Annotated in this window: 18 protein-coding genes; 11 read left to right on the forward strand and 7 right to left on the reverse strand. The window is 73.2% G+C overall.

Annotated features, from left to right (window positions below):
• Positions 1-30: 30 nt before the first annotated feature.
• Entirely contained in the window at positions 31-945 is a 915-nt protein-coding gene (locus ACLJT4_RS19715; protein WP_411123570.1) for a DUF4334 domain-containing protein, read from the forward strand.
• 84 nt (positions 946-1,029) lie between these two features.
• Here ACLJT4_RS19715 and ACLJT4_RS19720 read toward each other — a convergent pair whose 3' ends face one another.
• Positions 1,030-2,019, reverse strand: a complete 990-nt coding sequence (locus ACLJT4_RS19720; protein ID WP_411123571.1) for an alpha/beta fold hydrolase — start codon at positions 2,017-2,019, stop codon at positions 1,030-1,032.
• 151 nt (positions 2,020-2,170) lie between these two features.
• Here ACLJT4_RS19720 and ACLJT4_RS19725 point away from each other — a divergent pair, with 151 nt between their 5' ends.
• Both ACLJT4_RS19725 and ACLJT4_RS19730 read left to right on the forward strand, forming a co-directional pair.
• Positions 2,171-2,767 (forward strand): helix-turn-helix domain-containing protein, encoded by a 597-nt coding sequence (locus tag ACLJT4_RS19725; RefSeq protein ID WP_411123787.1) that lies wholly within the window; start codon positions 2,171-2,173, stop codon positions 2,765-2,767.
• 408 nt (positions 2,768-3,175) lie between these two features.
• Positions 3,176-3,760: a HutD family protein gene (locus ACLJT4_RS19730; RefSeq protein WP_411123572.1), complete on the forward strand. Its 585-nt coding sequence runs from the start codon at positions 3,176-3,178 to the stop codon at positions 3,758-3,760.
• A 291-nt stretch (positions 3,761-4,051) separates the two neighbouring features.
• Here ACLJT4_RS19730 and ACLJT4_RS19735 read toward each other — a convergent pair whose 3' ends face one another.
• Positions 4,052-4,918, reverse strand: coding sequence for an alpha/beta fold hydrolase (locus ACLJT4_RS19735; protein ID WP_411123573.1), 867 nt, complete (start codon positions 4,916-4,918; stop codon positions 4,052-4,054).
• Between the two features lie 104 nt (positions 4,919-5,022).
• Here ACLJT4_RS19735 and ACLJT4_RS19740 point away from each other — a divergent pair, with 104 nt between their 5' ends.
• The 6 genes from ACLJT4_RS19740 (at position 5,023) to ACLJT4_RS19765 (ending at position 10,453) form a co-directional block, all read left to right on the forward strand.
• On the forward strand, positions 5,023-5,502 hold the full coding sequence (locus tag ACLJT4_RS19740) for a CGNR zinc finger domain-containing protein (protein ID WP_411123574.1): 480 nt from the start codon (positions 5,023-5,025) through the stop codon (positions 5,500-5,502).
• Positions 5,503-5,955: 453 nt separating this feature from the next.
• Positions 5,956-6,846 carry an ABC transporter permease gene (locus ACLJT4_RS19745; protein WP_411123789.1) on the forward strand — a complete coding sequence of 297 codons (891 nt, stop codon included), beginning with the start codon at positions 5,956-5,958 and terminating at the stop codon, positions 6,844-6,846.
• Positions 6,819-7,562 (forward strand): ABC transporter ATP-binding protein, encoded by a 744-nt coding sequence (locus ACLJT4_RS19750; RefSeq protein ID WP_411123575.1) that lies wholly within the window; start codon positions 6,819-6,821, stop codon positions 7,560-7,562. The genes ACLJT4_RS19745 and ACLJT4_RS19750 overlap by 28 nt, the downstream gene beginning before the upstream one ends.
• A 38-nt stretch (positions 7,563-7,600) precedes the next feature.
• A complete protein-coding gene (locus ACLJT4_RS19755; protein WP_411123576.1) occupies positions 7,601-8,593 on the forward strand; it encodes an ABC transporter substrate-binding protein in 993 nt (330 codons plus the stop codon).
• A 142-nt stretch (positions 8,594-8,735) separates the two neighbouring features.
• Entirely contained in the window at positions 8,736-9,302 is a 567-nt protein-coding gene (locus tag ACLJT4_RS19760; RefSeq protein ID WP_411123577.1) for a rhodanese-like domain-containing protein, read from the forward strand.
• Positions 9,303-9,391: 89 nt separating this feature from the next.
• On the forward strand, positions 9,392-10,453 hold the full coding sequence (locus tag ACLJT4_RS19765; RefSeq protein WP_411123578.1) for a PucR family transcriptional regulator: 1,062 nt from the start codon (positions 9,392-9,394) through the stop codon (positions 10,451-10,453).
• Between the two features lie 51 nt (positions 10,454-10,504).
• On the opposite strand, the gene ACLJT4_RS19770 is transcribed toward ACLJT4_RS19765, so the two are convergent.
• Complete coding sequence (locus tag ACLJT4_RS19770; protein ID WP_411123579.1) at positions 10,505-11,281, reverse strand: GIDE domain-containing protein; 777 nt, start codon at positions 11,279-11,281, stop codon at positions 10,505-10,507.
• Positions 11,282-11,391: 110 nt separating this feature from the next.
• Here ACLJT4_RS19770 and ACLJT4_RS19775 point away from each other — a divergent pair, with 110 nt between their 5' ends.
• A complete protein-coding gene (locus ACLJT4_RS19775) occupies positions 11,392-12,075 on the forward strand; it encodes a LysE family translocator (protein ID WP_411123580.1) in 684 nt (227 codons plus the stop codon).
• A gap of 14 nt (positions 12,076-12,089) precedes the next feature.
• Here ACLJT4_RS19775 and ACLJT4_RS19780 read toward each other — a convergent pair whose 3' ends face one another.
• From ACLJT4_RS19780 to ACLJT4_RS19790, 3 genes are all read right to left on the reverse strand, one after another.
• Positions 12,090-13,934, reverse strand: coding sequence for a phospholipase C (locus tag ACLJT4_RS19780; RefSeq protein ID WP_411123581.1), 1,845 nt, complete (start codon positions 13,932-13,934; stop codon positions 12,090-12,092).
• A gap of 220 nt (positions 13,935-14,154) precedes the next feature.
• Complete coding sequence (efeB, locus tag ACLJT4_RS19785) at positions 14,155-15,471, reverse strand: iron uptake transporter deferrochelatase/peroxidase subunit (protein WP_411123582.1); 1,317 nt, start codon at positions 15,469-15,471, stop codon at positions 14,155-14,157.
• Complete coding sequence (locus tag ACLJT4_RS19790) at positions 15,468-16,673, reverse strand: EfeM/EfeO family lipoprotein (protein ID WP_411123583.1); 1,206 nt, start codon at positions 16,671-16,673, stop codon at positions 15,468-15,470. The genes efeB and ACLJT4_RS19790 overlap by 4 nt, the downstream gene beginning before the upstream one ends.
• Before the next feature lie 336 nt (positions 16,674-17,009).
• On the opposite strand from ACLJT4_RS19790, the gene ACLJT4_RS19795 reads away from it, so the two are divergent.
• Positions 17,010-17,861 carry a hypothetical protein gene (locus ACLJT4_RS19795; protein ID WP_411123584.1) on the forward strand — a complete coding sequence of 284 codons (852 nt, stop codon included), beginning with the start codon at positions 17,010-17,012 and terminating at the stop codon, positions 17,859-17,861.
• 27 nt (positions 17,862-17,888) lie between these two features.
• On the opposite strand, the gene ACLJT4_RS19800 is transcribed toward ACLJT4_RS19795, so the two are convergent.
• Positions 17,889-18,662, reverse strand: coding sequence for a class I SAM-dependent methyltransferase (locus ACLJT4_RS19800; RefSeq protein ID WP_411123585.1), 774 nt, complete (start codon positions 18,660-18,662; stop codon positions 17,889-17,891).
• Positions 18,663-18,701: the final 39 nt, after the last annotated feature.

Consider the following 18,701-nt stretch of genomic DNA (forward strand, 5'->3'; position numbering starts at 1 on the left):
CTGCGGCGCGGCAGGCGCCGCGCCGTCGGCGTGGAACAGCAGGTCACCGCCCTGTGGGCCCTCATGGACGAGCCGGATCTGCCCAGGCGCCTGCCGGTGCTGCGCGGGGCGCTGCGCCAGGCGGCGATCGCGATCCGACTGCTCAACGACCTGCGCGGCCACCAGCGGGAACGGCACGAGGGGAAGACCGACGCCCTGGCCATCGGTCTCGGTCAACACGAGGCGTACCAGCGGGCCGAGACGGCGCTCGACGACTGCCGGCGGTCCCTGGCTCCGCTCACCGCGGCCGGGTATGGTTCCGCGGTGGCGCTGGAGCGGGTGGCGCTCTGGCATGCGCGCATGTACCACCGCTTCGACCCCGTTCGGCCCGGCCGGGCGGACTCCGCTCCCCTGCCTGGCGAGCCGGGCGCCACCCCGCACGCCCCACCCACCCCGTCCGCCCGCCGGCCGAAGGAGACCCCGCCCATGAGCTCCGAGCAGGAAGTCCTCGACGTCATCGCCTCCGGAGGGGAGTACGACGACGCGACGTTGGCCGAACTCTTCGACCGGCTCGAACCGGTCGACGTCGACCTCCTCGTCGGCACCTGGGAGGGCGGCGGGTTCGAGCGGACGAGCGAGAACGCCGCGCAGCTGGCGCACATGCGCTGGTACGGCAAGCGGTTCGTCGACGCCGAGCACGTGGAGCCGCTGCTGTGCCGCGACGAGCACGGGGCGGTCTTCTCCTTCGAGGGCATGGGCCTCGCGACGCTGCGCGAGGTGGTCTTCCGCGGCAAGCAGTCCGCCGCGATGGTCTACGACCAACTCCCCATCGTCGACCACTTCCGCCGGCTCACCGACGACGTCCTGCTGTGCGTGATGGACAAGAAGGACGACCCGGCGGACTTCTACTTCCACCTCACCCGCGTCGCCGGCCCGGTGTCCCCACCAGCCGGCGACGACAACTGACGTCTCGTCAGCACACCGTTCCGACGGCGCGGGACGGGAACGGGCGGTCCCGCGACGGAGCCCGCGGCCGGCACGCCCGGCGATTCAGCCGTTGAGGGTGGCGAGCCAGGCGGTCAGCAGGCGGTTGACCTCTTCGGGACGCTCCTGTTGGATCCAGTGCCCGCAGCCGTCCAGGATGTGGCTGGAGGCCAGACCGGGGAGGGTGGCTGGGTAGGCGTCGATCGCGTCGGCCATCCAGGTCGTGGACGCGTCCAGGGCGCCGCCGATGAACAGGGACGGCTGCTTGATCGGGGCACCGCCGTACGGGGCGAGGTCCTCCCAGTCACGGTCCATGTTGCGGTAGCGGTTGAGGGCTCCGGTCATGCCGGCGCGCTCGAACTCCCCGGCGTACACGTCGAGGTCGTCCTCGGTCAGCCAGGCGGGCAGCGTGCCGCCGGGGAAGCGGTCGCGCAGCCGGCCGCCGGCGCGGGCCACGAAGTGCGGGTCCGGCTCGTCCGGGGCGGGCATGGTGTCGCCGGACAGGGCCGCGTAGAAGCCCGCGAGCCAGCCCCGGACGTCGGGCTCCATCTCCGCTTCGGCCCGGCCGGGTTGCTGGAAGTAGGAGACGTAGAACTCCTGGTCGCCGCCCAGTTGCGCGAAGACGTCGGTGGGGCGGGGTCCGCCGGGCGGCGCGTAGGGGACGCTCAGCAGCCCGACGGCGCGGAAGACCTCGGGGCGGAGCAGGGCGGAGGCCGCCGCGATGCTGGAGCCCCAGTCGTGCCCGACGACGACCGCCCTCTCCTCGCCCAGGGCGCGCACCAGAGCGACGTTGTCCTCCACCAGGTCGAGCATGCGGTAGGCGTCCGCCGCGGCCGGTTTGGAGGAGCGGCCGTAGCCGCGCACGTCGAGCGCCACGGCACGGTACCCCGCGGCCGCGAGGGCCGGGAGCTGGCGACGCCAGGAGTACCAGGACTCGGGGAAGCCGTGGACGAGCAGGACCAGCGGTCCGGTGCCCTGCTCGACCAGGTGGAGGCGCCCGGCGGGTGCCTCGATGGTGCGGTGGCGCAGGTCGGCGGACGGTGCGGGCTGATGCATCGCTTCTCCTCGGTTCACGGGCGGACGCGGGTACCCACCGATCATGCGGCGGGGCGGCCGACCGACGCGAGCATCCTTGCCATCCTGGCAAACTGGCAGGACAGGACGGTGGAGGCGGCACGGCCGGCGAGGGAGCGGGGCGACGGTGACGATGACGGACGACGGCACGGCCGACACGCTGGCGGCCATGGGCCCCCGGCTGCGGGCCGCGCGCGAGCAGCGCGGCGCCACACTCAGCGGCGTCAGCCGCGCGACCGGCATCGCATTGAGCACGCTGTCGCGGATCGAGACCGGCCGCCGCAAGCCGACCCTGGAGGTGCTGCTGCGGCTCGCCAAGGCGTACGACATGTCCCTGGACGAGCTGGCCGGCGCCGCGCCCCGGCCGCGCGCCCCGGTGCCGCAACGTTCCGGCGACGACAAGGCGGTGCTGCCCCTGACCCGGTACGTGGGGGGCCTGCACGCCCACAAGCACGTCCTGCCCGCCGTCGACGCGCCGCCGGCGCGGCCGCGGCAGGTCGCCCACGACGGCCACGCATGGCTGTGCGTCCTGTACGGGCGGCTGTGGCTGGCACTCGGCGAGCAGGATCTCGTCCTGGGCGCCGGGGACATGGCCGAGTTCGACGCCCGCACCGCCCACGGAGTCGCGAACGCCGGACCCGGCGGACCGGTCGAGTACCTGATCATGTTCGGGCCTCAGGGAGAGCGCCTACGACCGCGCACCCCGGCCCTCGACCGCGGGGCCCGGTAGTACGGGAGCCCAGCATCCACGGACCGCTCGCCCGCCGCGCCGGTGCCCGGCGGTTCACCTCTCGGCGGCGTCCGCCTCGCGCACCGGGCGCGCCGGGCGCCGAGCATCTCGGCCACCTCGCAGGTGCACCCTCGGCCAAATGTGCTTCGTGAGCGGTGCCACCGGTGACCGCTGCCCGGACCGTTTCGGCCCCGCCCCCGGTACCGACGGCGGCGGTTGACGAAGGGCCACCCGCTGCCCGTTGCCGACCGTTGTCAGTCGGACCTCGACGAGGTCGTCGCGTAGGGTGCGGTGGCGAGGGCCTCAAGGTCCGGGTTCGCAGCCCGACCCGCGGGGTCCTCTCCTCTTGTTCGGGCCGCCGTGCCGTGCGGAACGGCTCGGCGGCCGTCCGATCCGGAAGGAAGACCCATGGCACTAGAGGTTCTGCGGGCGCAGGAGAGAACACCCGCGCCGTGGAAGAACGGTGGAGGTGTCACCACCGAGGTGGCCGCCCGTCCCGAGGGAGCGGGGACCGGCGATTTCCTCTGGCGCGTCAGCATCGCCGACGTCGCGCAGAGCGGGCCGTTCTCCGTCTTCGAGGGCGTGGACCGGACCATCACCGTCGTCGACGGCCCCGGCATGGCCCTGACGGTCGACGGCACCCTGCACGTGCTGGCCGCCCCCTACGAGCCGTTCGCCTTCCCCGGTGACTCCGACACGCAGTGCGAGCTGCTCGACGGCCCGATCGTCGACTTCAACGTCATGGTGCGGCGCGCCGATGCGACGGCGCAGGTCCGGGTCGTGCGCGACCGCGTCGCGATACGACCGGAAGCCGGAACGTGCGTGCTCGCAGTCGTCCTGGATGGATCGGCCACCCTCAATCAGGGGTCCGTCCGCCTCGACCGCCTGGACGCCGCACTGCTCGCCGAGGGGGACGCCGACACCCTCGACGTCGACGGCCAGCTCGCACTGGTCACCCTCACCCTCGCCGCCACCGACCGCAGTTCGGACTGACCCCGGCGGGCCCAATTGCCGCACCCTGTTCGTCGACTGAGCACCGGGGCCGAGACGAAGCCCGCCCCCGCTCCGAGCGCTCGCCCATGTGAACCTCCTCGGCTTCGACCGGCACGCTGCCCGTTGCGGACCGCTCGGCAGGGCAAGCGCCCGACGGCCGGGCCGGGTGAGGCCGTTGGGGTGGACAGCCGCTTGCCGGGCCGAGGGGCGCCAGCTGGTTCGGCCGGCGCCTTGCCGCTTCGTCGCCCGTTCCTCCTCGGGCGTCGGTGCGCGGCACCCGCACACCGTGCTTCAGCCCAGCACCCGCCCGAGGAAGCCGCGCAGATAACCCGCGACGACGTCCAGATGGCTCTCCAGCAGGAAGTGACCGCCGTTGATCAGGTGCACCTCGGCGTCCTTGGCGTCGCGGGCGAAGGCCCGCGCGCCGGCCGGGCCGAAGATTTCGTCGTTGCGGCCCCAGACGGCGAGCACCGGGACCTCGCTGGTGCGCAGGAACTCGTGCAGCAGCGGGTAGAGCGGGCGGTTGTTCGGGTAGTCGCGGAACAGCGCGAGCTGGACCTCGTCGTTCCCCTCGCGGGAGACGAGGGCGAAGTCGTGCTCCCAGGTGTCCGGGCTGACCAGGCTCGGGTCGGGCACGCCGTGCAGGTACTGCCAGCGGATGGCGTCGAGGCCCAGTGCGGCGCGGACGGCGGGTTCGGTGGCGGGCCCGGGGTCCGCCCCGTAGGCCCAGACGTCCGTCCAGAACGACTCGACGAAACCGTCCTCGTAGCCGTTGCCGTTCTGGGTGACGAGGGCGGTGATCCGCTCGGGGTGCCTGAGCGCGAGGCGCCATCCGATGGGGGCGCCGTAGTCCTGGACGTAGAGGGCGTAGCGGTCCAGGCCCAGGTGGTCGAGCAGTTGGGAGGTGAGTTCGGCGAGGGCGTCGAAGGTGTAGGTGAACTCCCGTGCACGGGGGGCGGCGGAGTGGCCGAAGCCGAGGTGGTCCGGCGCGATGACGTGGTAGTCGTCGGCCAGCAGCGGGATGAGTTCGCGGAACATGAACGAGCTGGTCGGGTAGCCGTGCAGCAGGACGATCGCGGGCGCGTCGGCGGGGCCGGCCTCACGGTAGAAGATCTCGTGGCCGCCGACGATGGCGGTCCGGTGGTGCACCGAGCTCATTTCTAACCCCTTCAAGCCATTGAACCGGTTAGGTTCTCACCATGGCAGCACGGGAGGGGCTAACCTGTCAAACAATTCAATCCGGTTAGAGGGGGTGGCGCCCGATGGACGCGCTACTGGACCTGCTCAACAGCAGACCACTGATCAACGGCGAGGAGCGGGACGCGCTCGGCGACCCGGCCGGCGGCAGGCGCTGGGCACGGGAGCACGGCGGCGAAGGCAGCCTCGCGGAACTGGCGCTGCTGCGCCAGGCACGGGACGCCCTGCGGGACGTGGTGCGCGGGGACAGTTCACCCGCCGCGTTGCGTCCGCTGCTCGAAGGGGTCCACCAGTTCCCGGAGACCACTGCGGATGGCCTGCGATGGACGGTCGAGGCTCCCCCGCACGCGCGACTGGCCGTCGACATGGTCCTCGCCTGGGACGCCGTCGAGAAGCAACTGCCCGGCCGGCTACGCCCCTGCGCCAACGACGAGTGCCGGCTGTTCCTCCTCGACCGCAGCCGCGCCAACCGCGCCCGCTGGTGCTCCATGGCCGTCTGCGGCAACCGTGCAAAGGCACGCCGCCACTACGAACGCACCCACTGACCCGACCCGACCCCACCGGCCGACACGCGTCCCCCACGAGTCGGCACGCGCCTGCATCCCCTCTGTGCCACGAGCGCATGCGCCCCGCCGTCTGATCACGCGGCGGCCTCGGCGGTCGGCGGACCGGACTGGCGGTGGACACCGTTCGACGCGCACGGGACGGCGTCCGAGGGACGAGACGCCGTTGACCGGCCGAGGGTCGTACCTGCTAGCTTCTGCCGCGTGTTCACATCATATTTACCAGGCGATTCCTGCGAACGGTTCTCTTGACCTGCTAAGCGGGACCCCCTCCGCACGCTGTCGCGGCTGGCGATGCTTTCCCACTTCCCACTGCTCCGCGTCTCGCGGCCGGCGCCGTGACGGTCTTCGCCGTCGATGCCGCCGACAGCCGCGCACGCCCCGCGTCCGCGTGCTCCCGCCCTCGACGTGGAGCCCTTCATGAGCACGCCCTTCATGAGCACTCACGACACGCCGCCTGAAGCGCACATAGCGGTTGTTTCAGGTAACGGCCCTGAAGGTGCGGTCGCACTCGGTGCGGCCGTTGAGCTGGAGCGCCTCGTCTCCGCGTCGTCCCGGCGGCGCAGGGTGCCGCGCTGGCTCCGACGCGCCACCGGGCCCGTGCTCCTACTGGTGCTGTGGCAGGTGCTCAGCGCCACCGGCGTGCTCCCGTCGGACGTCCTCGCCTCCCCCGGCACCATCGCCCGTACCGCGGGCGGACTGTTCGCGGACGGCACGCTGCCGTCCGCGATGGCGGTTTCGGTGCAACGCGTGGCCGTCGGGCTGGTGTCGGGTGTGGTGGTCGGGGTCGGCTTGGGGCTGCTGTCCGGGCTGATGCGGACGGGCGAGGACCTGATCGACGCCGTGGTGCAGATGCTGCGCGCGGTGCCGTTCGCCGGCCTCGTCCCACTGCTGATCGTCTGGCTGGGCATCGGCGAGACGGTGAAGGTGGCGCTGATCGCCCTCGCCGCGGCCTTCCCGCTGTACCTCAACACCTATGCCGGGATCCGCGGGGTGGACGACCAGCTGATCGAGGCCGGGGTCACGCTGGGCCTGGGCCGCTGGGGGCTGATCCGCCACGTCGTGCTGCCCGGGGCGCTGCCCGGCGCCCTGACCGGGCTGCGTTTCGCGTTGGCCTCGGCGTGGCTGGCCCTCGTCTTCGGCGAGACGGTCAACGCCAGCGACGGCATCGGCTTCCTGATGGATCAGGCCCGTGAGTTCTACCGCACCGACGTCATCGTGGTCTGCCTGATCGTCTACGCCTTCCTGGGCCTAGCCGCCGATGTCGTCGTCCGCACGCTGGAAAGGCTGTTGTTGCAATGGCGACCGACGTTCACGGGGAAGTGACCGCCGACCGGGTGGTCGTCGAGATCAACGGGCTGACCCGGTCCTTCGACGGCCGGGCCGTCCTCGACGAGCTGGATCTCACGGTGCGGGCCGGCGAGTTCGTGGCGCTGCTGGGGCGCAGCGGCTGCGGCAAGAGCACACTGCTGCGAGTGCTGGCCGGGCTCGACCGGGACATCGACGGCAGCGTACTCGTGCCTCGTCGCCGGGCGGTGGCCTTCCAGGCGCCCCGACTGATGCCGTGGAAACGCGTCTGGCGCAACGTCGTGCTGGGCCTGCCGGGCCGCCCCGCGCGGGAGACCGCGGTACGGGCACTGGCCGAGGTGGGTCTGGAGCACCGAGCGGATGCCTGGCCCAAGACGCTCTCCGGGGGCGAGGCCCAACGCGCCTCACTGGCACGGGCGTTGGTCCGCGCACCGGACCTGCTGCTGCTCGACGAGCCGTTCGGCGCACTCGACGCGCTCACCCGGATCAAGGCGCAGCAGCAGGTCGCCGAGGTGTGGCAGCGCAGGGGCTGCGCCGTGCTGCTCGTCACCCATGACGTGGAGGAGGCGCTGTTGCTGGCCGACCGGGTCCTGGTGATGCGGGACAGCGTCATCGCCCATGAGCAACCGGTGGACCTCCCGCGCCCGCGCGACGTGGGCGCGCCGGAGTTCACCGTGCTGCGTGCCGGGCTGCTGGCCGAACTCGGCGTGGCGGCGCCCCAGTCCCCCCTCTGATCGCCCCGCCACATCCTACGAATCGAAGAGAGACTCCCGTGAAACGACGCTTTATCGGCGCCCTGCTCATCCCGTTCGCCCTGCTGGCCACGGCCTGCGGAGGGAAGTCGGCAGATGCCCACACCAGCACCACGCTCGACGTCGGCGACCAGACGGGCGGCGACCGGGCCATGTTGGAAGCCTCGGGCGAGCTGAAGGACCTGCCGTACAAGATCAACTGGTCGACGTTCACCTCCGGGCCGCTGCTGCTGGAGGCCCTCAACGCCAAGGCGATCGACCTCGGCTGGACCGGAAACACGCCACCGGTGTTCGCCGCCTCGTCCGGATCGAAGATCACCATCGTGGGCGCGATGCACAGCTCGGTGGCGGGCACGGCCATCCTGGTGCCGCACGACTCGCCGCTGAAGAGCGTCCAGGACCTCAAGGGCAAGAAGATCGCGGTGATGCAGGGCACCACCGGGCACGACCTGCTGCTTGCCGCACTCAAGCGGGCCGGCATGTCGATCCACGACGTCAAGGTCAGCTACCTGCAGTCCGCCGAGGCGAAGACCGCGTTCAAGCGCGGAGACGTCGACGCCTGGGCGGCGGCGGACCCGACCACCACCCAGGCACTGGACGGCGACCACGCCCGCGTCCTGGTGAGCGGCCAGGGCCTGGTCAACGGCCTCACCTTCGACGTGGCCTCCCCCGCCGCGCTGGCGGACAAGGGGAAGTCGGCGGCCATGAAGGACTACCTGCAGCGGCTGCAGCGCGCCCGCGAGTGGGTCTACCAGCACCCGCAGCAGTGGGCGAAGGTGTGGGCGAAGGACACCGGCGTGCCGTACAAGGTGGCGCTGGACGCGGTGCAGCGCACGGCGGGCACGACGGTGCGGGTCGCCGTGGACAAGGCCGCCATCGCCTCGGAGCAGAAGATCGCCGACGAGTTCGCGGACCTGAAGTTGCTGCACCACCAGTTCCGTTTCGCCGCCTTCGTCGACACCCGGTTCAACGCCGGCCTGCCGCCGTCCACCACCCCGCCCCACGCGTTCTGACGGGCCCGATGACACGTCCGCGCCTCGGCGCGGCCCCTGCCCACCGGCGGCGCCGGCCGGGTGGCCGGCCACCTCCCGTTGGCATACCCCTCCGGGTATCCTGCGGGAGGGGGGACCCACCCATGAGAAGGGAACGATCTCCATGAGCGCTGCCCCCGAACTCACCCCGGACGAGGCCCGCGCCCGCCTGGGCTCACTGATCGTCATCGACGTGCGCACGCCCGGCGAGTACGCCACCGGCCACCTACCCGGCGCGCACAACGTCCCCCTCGACCGCCTCGACGCGGCACTGGGCGCATTGCAGAGCGCGGCGGACCGCGGCGAGCTCCTCGTCGTCTGCGCCTCCGGGGTCCGCTCCGCCCACGCTCACCGGCGGCTGGCCGAGCACGGCGTCCGGGCCCGCACGCTCGCCGGCGGCGTCGACGACTGGGCCCGGCTCGGGCACGACGTGCACCGTCCCGCGCGAGCCCGCACCGCCTGGGCGATGGAACGGCAGGTGCGTCTCGCCGCCGGCTCGCTCGTGCTGGCCGGCCTGCTCGTCGGGCGGCGCCGGCCCGCCGCCCGTTGGCTGTCCGCGGGCGTCGCCGGGGGCCTGGTCTTCTCCGCCGTCACCGACACCTGCGGTATGGCCCGCGTGCTCGCCAAGCTCCCCCACAACCGGCCCCGCGCCGTCGATCTCGACGCCACGCTCGCCACCCTCGGCGGCTGAGGCCGCTCGCCTGGACGTCCCGCCCCCTCCCTGTGTTAAGAAAGCGTCAAGGGAAACTCAAGAAGAACGCAGCGAGGAGTGGGGAACGCGTGACGGGGCGGGAGCTGCCCGAGGAATTCCTGGCCGGGTACGCGGGGGTCCTCACCGATGTGGCACGGACCGGGCGGCGGCTGAATCGCGAGGAGCTTCAGGCCCGTCGCGCCGCGGGCGAACGGGCCGCGGAGGCGGGGCACAGCCTGCGGGTGCTGGTCAATGCGCATCTCGCCGTCGCCCGGGCGGCGTGGCCGCGGTCCGCCTCGGCACCGGCCGACAGCGTGCTGGCCGCGCTCGGCCAGGCGGTGGACGCACTGGCCGGCGGCTACGAGCGCGCCCAGCACCTCGCGGTGCGCCAGGAGGAGGCCGCGCGGCGGGAGTTCATCGACGACCTGCTCTACGGGGGCAGCGACCTGGGGCGGCTGGCGGAACGGGCGGAACGTTTCGGGCTGCGGCTCTCGCACGCCCACGCCGTCGCGGTGGCCGAGGGCCCGGCGGCGTACACGGACGCCGACCCGGTGGCCCGGCGGGTGGACCGGGCCCTGGTGGGGCGGTTCGGGGACCGGCAGCTGCTGCTGACCACGAAGGAGGGCCGGCTGATCTGCATCGCCCCGGGCGATCCGGCGCAGGCGCTGGCGCACTTCGCGCATGAGGCGCGCGAGGCCACCGCCGGCGGCCGGGTGGCGGTCGGCCGGACGCACGGCGGCGCCCGGGGCATCGTCCAGTCCTACGAGGAGGCGCTCAACGCGCTGGAGCTGGCCGAGCGGATGGGGCTCGACGACCCCGTGCTGCACGCCGCCGACCTGCTGGTCTACCCGGTCCTCACCCGGGACCGGCAGGCCATGGCGGACCTGGTGCACAGCACGCTGGGCCCGCTGCGGGAGGCCCGGGGCGGGGCCGGGCCGTTGTTGGAGACCCTCGCGGTGTACTTCGACTCGGGGTGCATAGCGGCGGAGGCGGCCCGACGGTTGTCGCTGAGCGTGCGGGCGCTGACCTACCGGCTGGCGCGGGTGCACCAGCTCACCGGCGCCGACCCCGCCGATCCGGTGCACCGGTACACCCTGCACACGGCCGTGATCGGCGCCCGGCTGCTGGACTGGCCCGCCCAGGAGCTGTGAACCCGGGAGTGGCGTTTGGGAGCCGTGCGCGGGCGGACGGCCCGCGGGCCGTCAGTGGAGGATGCCGAGGACGACCAGGACCGCGCCGGCCAGGGCGGCGAGACCGGCGCCGATGCCGTAGCCGAGCACCCGGTTGTTCTCGGCGCGCAGCAGTTCCTGCTCGGACTTGACCGAGAGGACGAACACGCCGCCCTCGGCGGGCGCGCCCAGGGCCAGCCCGCCGCCGGCGTCGCTGGCCTCGCCGTGGACGAAGCAGCGGCTGCCGGGGCGGACGATCCACTCCTCCCGCCGGTAGCCGAGGGTGCCGTTGCCACCGCCGAGGTCGAGGCTGAGCGGCCCGATGTTGAGGCGGTTGCCGCCGTCGGCGTGCGGGTCGAAGCGGTCGAGGACCTTCTCCGCGCCGATGAACTCCTCGTCACCGGGTCGGATCACCAGCCGGCCGGTGGCGTCCTCGACGAAGAAGGCGGTGGAGCTGGAGTGCGCGGAGACCACCTCGGTGCTGGTCCGGCGGCGGCGGTTGCCGTTGCCGTCGCGGTACCGCTCCTCGTACTTGCGGGTGATCTTGTGCCGGTGCCAGACGCACTCCTCGTTCTCCAACTCGGAGCGAAGTGCGCCGTTCTTGTGCGGGCGGGCCTGGCCGACGACTTCGCAGCGGTAGCGGAAGTGCCCGGCGCCGGCGGCCCCGGCGGCCGCCTCGTGCAGGGCCCGGACCTCCTCGACCGGGAGGGTCTCGGTGCGCTCCATGACGCGGGCTCGGGTGTTCGCCAGGCGCGCCAGGAACGCGCAGCAGACCGCCACCACCAGGCCCACCAAACCCACCCAGATCACTACGTCTTCCCTCCGCCCGCCTCCACCCCGGTCGCGCGACCCTACCCGGGGCCGCCGGCACCAGGGCAATCGAGGGGCGCGCTGCGGTGGCGTTCCCCTAAGCTCGCGGCATGTTGTCCCATGACATGTTCACTGCACTCCTGTGGTTCGCCGGTGTCGCCGCGCTCATCAACGTGACACCGGGCCTGGACACCATGCTCGTCCTGCGCACCTCCGTCGCCCACGGCCGGACCGGCGGGCGCGCCGCCGCGCTCGGCATCCTGGCCGGGTGCCTGGCCTGGGGCGCGGCCACCGCCGTCGGTCTGACGGCGCTGCTGACCGCGTCCCAGGTGGCCTTCGACGCACTGCGGATCGGTGGCGCCGGCTATCTGGTGTGGCTGGGCTGTTCGGCCCTGTGGCAGGCCCGACGGCGCCCGGCCGACGTCGCGACGGACGCCGGCACCGCCGCGGCGGCACCGGCGGCCGCGGCGGTGCCGACCCCGGCCCGGCAGGCGCGGTGGGCCGCCTTCCGAGCCGGCGTCGGCACCAATCTGCTCAACCCCAAGGCGGGCATCTTCTACATGAGCCTGATCCCGCAGTTCGTGCCGCACGGCGCCCCGGTGTTCCGCACGACGCTGCTGCTCACCGCGGTCGACGTGCTCGAACTGGCGCTGTGGTACTGGATCGTCACCACGACCGCCGCCGCCCTGGGCGAGCGGGTCCGCCGCCCGTCGTTCCGACGGCGGATGGAGCAGGTCAGCGGCGTCGCCTTCCTGGGGTTCGCCGCCAACCTGCTGCTCGCGGAACGGGCCTAGCGGGGCCGTCCGGCTCAGGCCGCGCCCTGCTCCTTGCGGCGCCGGAGGGCGAAGAAGGTGCCGGTGGCGCCGGCCGCGACCGCGGCGGCGGCGATGCCCACGGGCCCGACGGGGAAACCGGACTGCTCGTCGACGGCCGCGGCGTTCTGCATCGCGGGGCCCGCGGTGATGCTGGTCCGGACCGGCTTGACCGGGCGGATCGGGCCGACGCTCTTCACCGAACCGTCGGCGTTCAGCAGCACCTGCTTGCCGTTGGGGTGCCGGAAGTCGAACATCGAGGTCAGTGCGCCGGCACGGGCGTCGAACGAGGCGTCACCCAGGCGCCCGGTGTGCCAGTTGTCCTCGATGAACTTGATGATCGAGGTTTGCTCGGTGGCCGTGTGGTCGATGTGGTTGGTCTTGCTGTAGGGGGAGATGACCAGTAGCGGCTGCCGGGTTCCCGGGCCGCAGCGGTCCTGGTAGCCGCCGGCGGCCGCCGGTCCGGACTGGCAGGCCGGGCTGTCGGTGGACTTGCCGTTGGAGCCGGCGGCGGTGTCCTTGGAACCGTTGCGCGGCTTGGCGAAGGCGTGGTCGTACCAACCGTCCGAGTCGTCGTAGGCGACGACGACGGCGGTGTCCTTCCACTGGGGCGCCTGCTGGATGCGGTTGATCTGGTCGACGAGGAAGTGCTGTTCGTCGATCGGGTCGGAGTTGCCGGCGTGGCCGTCCTGATAGGCGGGCGCCTTCAGGAAGCTGACGGCCGGGAGCTTGCCGGCACGCAGGGCCGCGTCGAAGTCGGTCAGGTCGTAGTTGTGGTTGGCCTGGCCGGCGTGCCCGATCTCGTCGACGCTCTTGGGCGGCAGGTGGTGCGGGTTGGCCGTGGACTTGTAGTACTGGAACGGGGCGTGGTGCGGGCTGTAGTCGACGACGGCCGCTCCCCCGACGTTGGCGTGGGTGGTGCCGCCGCACTTGGCGTAGTGGCCCTGCTGTCCGTCCCACGCCGTGCTGGGCCGGAAGCCGCCCTGGAACCAGCCCCAGCTGACGTTGCGGGCGTTGAGCAGGTCACCGATGGTGCGGCCCTGCATGGCGGCGAGTGCGCTCTTGCCGGTGTGGTCCTTGTTCGCGCAGTCGTCGTAGGCCGGGTCCGGGTCGTTGATCATCGTGCCGACGCCCTTGGCGTCGGGCGACTGGACGGCGTAACCGTCCGGCTTGGCGGTCTGCCGGGGGTTCTCGGTGCCTGAGGCCGGGTCGGTGGAGATCACGCCGTGCGTCTGGCCGGAGACCAGGTTGATGGCGCCCGGGGTGGAGGGGCCGTAGACCGAGCCGAAGGAGCGGTCGTTGAGGGCGTAGTGCTGGGCGTAGTTCCACAGGCCGGTGACGGTGTTGCCGTCGTAGTAGTCCATCACCAGGCCGGGCTCGCCGAAGAGGCCGCCGGAGCACTTCCCGGAGTCGGTGTTCTGCACGAACGCGTCGGCCTTGCCGCCGTTGTAGGCGTACTGCTCGGGTCCGTACTCGTGGTTCTGGTCGCAGGTCATGGCCTGCTGCGGGGTGAGCCGCTTGGGGAGGTACTGGTTCGGGTTGTGCTTGAGCAGCCCGGCGGTGCGCAGGTTGTCGACGTCCCGGGGGGTCTTCGGCGACGGGGTGAACTTCGTCCCGTCGGTGTTGGCCGCCTGGGGGTAGGTGGCGAAGTAGTGGTCGAACGAGATGTTCTCGTCGAAGAGGACGACCACGTGCTTGATGGGGGTGGCGGTGCCGGAGGGACCCGGGCGCGGGCCGCCGGCGGCCAGGGCGGGGGCTCCCCCACCCAGCGCGGCGAGCGCCACCGCGCTGGTCACGGCCCCCACGATCCGTATCGCTTGGCTCTTTCCCCTGATGGCCATCTGCTTCTCATCCTCCGGGCGGTTTCCGGTTGCTCCGTACGGCCGGATGCTCTGCCGGACGGACGGCGGCGGGGCAGAGCCATGATGGCGGGTGGGTGAACACCGGGTCAGGTATCCAGGGGCAAAGCTTGACCGGCTGTTGACCCTCGGGGCCTCGGGCGGCTCGTGCCTCCGTTGTACGCGAGCGGGGGCGGGGTGCCGGGCGACCGGGCCGGGGCCGCTACGCCAAGAGGGCCCGCCCGTACCAGTCGGCGCGGTCCCGTACGCCCGGCAGTGCGAAGAAGTAGCCGCCGCCGAAGGGCGTGACGTAGTCGACCAGCGGCTCCCCCGCCAGGCGCCGCTGGACGGTCTCGAACTGGCGGGCCAGGTCCTGCTGGTAGCAGCAGAAGAGCAGGCCCATGTCGAGGTTGCCGTTGCCGTCCATCCCGCGGTCGTAGTTGTAGGCGCGGCGCAGCAGCCGCTGGTCGGTGGTGTCGGCGGTGCGCGGATTGGCCTTGCGGATGTGGCTGTCCAAGGGGATGACGTCGCCCTTGGGGTCGCCGGGGTAGTCGGGGGCGTCGTACTCGTCGTTGCCGTCGAGCGGGGCTCCGGTCTCCCGGGCCCGGCCGAACATCCGCTCCTGCTCGGTCAGCGAGACCCGGTCCCAGAACTCCACCAGCATCCGGATCAGGCGGACGACCTGGTAGCTGCCGCCGACCGCCCAGTCCGGTTCGCCCGTGCCCGGGCCGACCCAGACCAGGTTCGTCATCTCGCGGTCCGAGCGGGCGTCGGGGTTGGCGGTGCCGTCCTTGAAGCCGAAGAGGTTGCGGGGGGTTCCGGTGGGGCGGGGCGGGCTGGCGAAGCCGTCCAGCCGCCAACGGACCTGGAGGCCGCCGCGGGTGTGCCGGGCGACGTCGCGCAGGGCGTGCAACACGGTGTCGGTGTCGTCCGCGCACAGTTGGAGGCTCAGGTCGCCGTGGCACCAGTCCGGCTGGAGGTCGTCGTCGGGGAACGCCGGCATGGTGGTGAGGCGGCGGGGGGCGCGGGCGTGCAGACCGAACCGGTCGTCGAAGAGCGCGGCGCCGACCCCGACGGTGACCGACAGCGCACCGGCCGGGAGCTGGGGGCCGAGGAGGCCGGAGTCGGCGGGCGGTCCGGTGATGCCGAGCGGGTCCGGGACACCGCCGCCGGTGAGGAAGCGGGTCCGTTCGGTGAGGGTGCGCAGCAGGTCGGCCAGGTCCCGGCGGCCCTCGGCGGTGACGTCGAAGGCGACGAACGCGGTGACCCGGCGGGGCGGGGTGAGGACGGCGGCCTGGTGCGGCCCGTGGAAGGGGACGGCGGGCGCGGCGCCGCCGAGGGGTGCGGTGCCGGGCAGCGGGAGCCGCGGGGCGGGGCCGCCGGAGCCGGAGGGGGCGCGGGCGGGCGCGGCGGCGGCGCCGGCCGCGAGTCCGGCGCCGGCCAGTGCCGCGCCGCGCAGGAACCCGCGCCGCGCGAAGCGGTGGGCGTCCTTGGCGCCGTCGTCCGTCGTACCGTCGCCGCCGTGCCGGGCGTCGTTCACACCGTCCTCCGCGGATCGCACAGGGTGGCCACCGAGGCCAGCCGCTCCACCAGATCGCCCACCGCCGCGTTGGTCCGCTCCCGGTCGGAACGCTTCAGGTCGCCCGGCGGCTGCCAGCCACCGCCCTTGTGGAAGCCGTCCAGGAGTCGTTCGGTCCGCGTCAACTCCCGCTCCAAGGAGGGGAGTTCCGGATAGCGGGTGGTGAGCAGCGGGTGGAGTCGGGCGAGCACGGCGCGGGTGCCGTCGAGGTTGGCGCGGGCGGTGGCGAGGTTGCTGCCGCTGCCGTAGTCGGTGCGCCCGGTCAGCTCGAACTGTGCGGTGTTCTCCAGGATTTCGTGGGCCCGCAGGCCCAGTGCCGCCGGGTCCATCCGGGCCTGGGACCAGTCGTCGCGCAGGGCCCGGACGGCGTCGGCGAGCGCGCCGGCCGGGGCGCGCAGTCCGGCGGCCGACTCGCCGTGCCACAGGCCGTACTCGACGCGGTGGAACCCGCTGAATCCGGGGTCGTGGACGCCGCCCGGCAGTCCGGCCGTAGTCCCGTTGATCTTCTTGTCCGCGTCGCCGAACGCACCGTAGGCGGCGCCCAGTCGCTCGTAGGCGAGGCGGGCGGGCAGCCAGGCGGCGCGGGCGGCCGGCAGGTCGCCACCGGTGAGCGCGGCGCGCAGGGCGTCGGTCCGGTGGACGAGGTCGTCGAGGCCGCCGGCGACCCACTTCTGGTAGTCGATCGCCGGGGCGATGAGGTCGTGTTGGGTGATCGGTGCGGCGGCGGGCCCGGCGGCGCCGCCGCCGGCGACGCGGACGGTGGGGCCGGTGGTCGCGTTGGCATCGTCGGGCAGGCAGGTGAAGGCGTACGCGCCCGGGCCGAGCCGGACCCGGAGTTGGCGGGTGGTGCCGGGGCCGATGCCCTCCACCTCGCCGTAGACCGGGCCGCCGTCGGCGCCGCGGAGGTAGACCTCGGCGGCGCGGCTGGAGGTGTTGCGGAGGTCGAAGACCTGGGTGCCGGGACGGGGGTGTCGCCAGCCGCGGCCGCAGTCGCCCGGGGAGATCTCGACGGTGGTGTGCGGCAGGCCGTCGGCGGTGGCCGGGGCGTCCGGGCCGGCGCCGACGGTCAGCGCGGCCGCGGTGATCACACCGGCCACGACCACGGCGCCGCCCGGGCCCCAGACGCGCGGTGACCGCAGTCGCCGCAGGCCGGCTCGTGGCACGGGGCCTCCTGGGGGCGTACGGGACGGATCGGGGGCGGGAGGGATTCGCGGTCGCTCCGCCGCACATGCTAGGCAGCCGCGGCGCCGCCGAACATCCTTCCGACGTGCTGGACACCAAGAGTTTCCCCTGGTTTCACTTCCCGGCCGGGCCGCGCGTGGGCGGCCGGGCAGCTCGGGCGGGCGGCCGGGCAGCGTGCGTGGGTGGCCGGGCCCCGGCCGGTCGCGGGAATTCCACGGACCAGGGGGATGAACCTACCGCTCCACTTAACCGTCTACAGTCCTGTAGACATTTAGCGAGCAGGGAACGCGCGCCACCGTGCGCCGGAAGGGCGGAACATGACGATCGGACAGCCGGACGGCACGGCGGTGGCACCCCCCGGGCCCGCCGGGGCGCCCGCGCACACTACGGCGCCCGGCCGACGCCTCGGCGTCCCGGCGGGCCGGAGCAAGGTCCCCGAGGTCGCGGTCCTGTTCTGGGTGGTGAAGATCCTCACCACCGGCATGGGCGAGACCGCCTCGGACTACCTGGGACGCACGCTCGGGCCGATACCCGCCGGCGCCCTGGGCTTCGCGGCGTTCGTCGTCGCGCTGGTGGCGCAGTTCCGTTCGACCCGCTACCGGGCCGGGACCTACTGGACGGCGATCGTCATGGTGAGCGTCTTCGGCACGATGGCCGCCGACGTCGTCCACGTCGTCGCCGGCGTCCCCTACCTGGTCTCCACCCTCGCCTTCGCGGTGGCACTCGCGGTGATCCTCTTCGCCTGGCACGCCACCGAGGGCACGCTCGCCATCCACAGCATCCGCACCCGTCGCCGCGAGGTCTTCTACTGGGCGACGGTGCTCGCCACCTTCGCCCTGGGCACCGCCGTCGGCGACCTCACCGCCGGCACCCTGGACCTCGGGTACCTGCCCTCGGGCCTCGTCTTCGGCGCCCTCATCCTGGTGCCGGCGCTCTCCGGACGGTTCCTCGGGCTGAACGCGGTCGCCGCGTTCTGGGGCGCCTACGTCCTGACCCGCCCGCTGGGCGCCTCGTTCGCCGACTGGATGGGCGTCTCGACCGCCCGCGGCGGCCTCGGCTGGGGCACCGGACCGGTCACCCTGGCCCTCACCGTGCCTATCGTGCTGCTCGTCGGCTACCTCGCGGTGAGCAGGAAGGACACACCGCGGGAAGCGGCCGGCGGCGCCTAGCCGGGTGTATCGACTCTGCGCGCGTCCCTAGCGGATCGCGACCAGCACGCAGCTGTCGCCGAACTGCCACACCGGGACGACGTGGCCGAAGCCGGCCGCGCGCAGCAGGGCGGCGTGGTCGGACACCGACAGACCGTTGTCCGCCCCGCCGCCCTCCGCGCCGGCCGGCCCGCTCAGCCGGCGGCGGCGTTCGGCGAGCGGTTCGGCCAGCTCCGGCTCCGCCGCCACCGCCGCCCACCAGGATTCCCAGTCCTCGTGGTCGCCGTCCCGCAGCCGCTCCGCGCGCCGGCGCCCGACGTGCGCGGCGAGCGCCCCGGGCACGGCCCCGGACTGCGGCAGGTGGTCACCGTTGACCAGCGCACCGCCGGGTCGCAGCAGCGCGGCGAGTTGGACGTAGGTCCGGCGCAGCACGGGCTCGGGAAGGTAGTGCAGCGCGGTCGTCGACACGGCGGCGTCGAGCGGGCGGCCCAGCGCCAGCGCGTCCGTCCAGCCGTCCGCGCCGATCTCCGCGTCCACGTAGCGGGCGGCCGACGCGTGATGGGTGCGGGCCAGTTCCAGCAGCAGCGGGTCCATGTCGACCCCGACGACCTCGGCGCGCGGCAGCCGCTCGGCGAGCCGGGCGGCGAGCGAGCCCGGGCCGCAGCCGAGGTCGACGACCAGCGGCCGGCGCTGGCCCAGCGTCACGTACTCGACGACGTCCGCGATCACCGTGAACCGCTCCTCGCGGTCGATGGCGTACCGCCGTTGCTGCCGCTCCCAGCGCTCCACCCACCACTCCGCGACGGCCATGCTCAGCCCCATCTGGTCGCACCACCCCATCCGTTCCCACCCGCGCCCTAC

Source organism: Streptomyces sp. x-19 (genome assembly GCF_046549115.1).
Lineage (GTDB): Bacteria > Actinomycetota > Actinomycetes > Streptomycetales > Streptomycetaceae > Streptomyces > Streptomyces albulus_C.

What these genes read in the sequence shown, in the direction of transcription:
- ACLJT4_RS19720 (WP_411123571.1), bottom strand. Translation starts at nt 2,019, where the DNA reads ATGCATCAGCCCGCACCGTCCGCCGACCTGCGCCACCGCACCATCGAG.
- ACLJT4_RS19725 (WP_411123787.1), top strand. Translation starts at nt 2,171, where the DNA reads ATGACGGACGACGGCACGGCCGACACGCTGGCGGCCATGGGCCCCCGG.
- ACLJT4_RS19730 (WP_411123572.1), top strand. Translation starts at nt 3,176, where the DNA reads ATGGCACTAGAGGTTCTGCGGGCGCAGGAGAGAACACCCGCGCCGTGG.
- ACLJT4_RS19735 (WP_411123573.1), bottom strand. Translation starts at nt 4,918, where the DNA reads ATGAGCTCGGTGCACCACCGGACCGCCATCGTCGGCGGCCACGAGATC.
- ACLJT4_RS19740 (WP_411123574.1), top strand. Translation starts at nt 5,023, where the DNA reads ATGGACGCGCTACTGGACCTGCTCAACAGCAGACCACTGATCAACGGC.
- ACLJT4_RS19745 (WP_411123789.1), top strand. Translation starts at nt 5,956, where the DNA reads ATGAGCACTCACGACACGCCGCCTGAAGCGCACATAGCGGTTGTTTCA.
- ACLJT4_RS19750 (WP_411123575.1), top strand. Translation starts at nt 6,819, where the DNA reads ATGGCGACCGACGTTCACGGGGAAGTGACCGCCGACCGGGTGGTCGTC.
- ACLJT4_RS19760 (WP_411123577.1), top strand. Translation starts at nt 8,736, where the DNA reads ATGAGCGCTGCCCCCGAACTCACCCCGGACGAGGCCCGCGCCCGCCTG.
- ACLJT4_RS19775 (WP_411123580.1), top strand. Translation starts at nt 11,392, where the DNA reads ATGTTGTCCCATGACATGTTCACTGCACTCCTGTGGTTCGCCGGTGTC.
- ACLJT4_RS19780 (WP_411123581.1), bottom strand. Translation starts at nt 13,934, where the DNA reads ATGGCCATCAGGGGAAAGAGCCAAGCGATACGGATCGTGGGGGCCGTG.
- ACLJT4_RS19795 (WP_411123584.1), top strand. Translation starts at nt 17,010, where the DNA reads ATGACGATCGGACAGCCGGACGGCACGGCGGTGGCACCCCCCGGGCCC.
- ACLJT4_RS19800 (WP_411123585.1), bottom strand. Translation starts at nt 18,662, where the DNA reads ATGGGGCTGAGCATGGCCGTCGCGGAGTGGTGGGTGGAGCGCTGGGAG.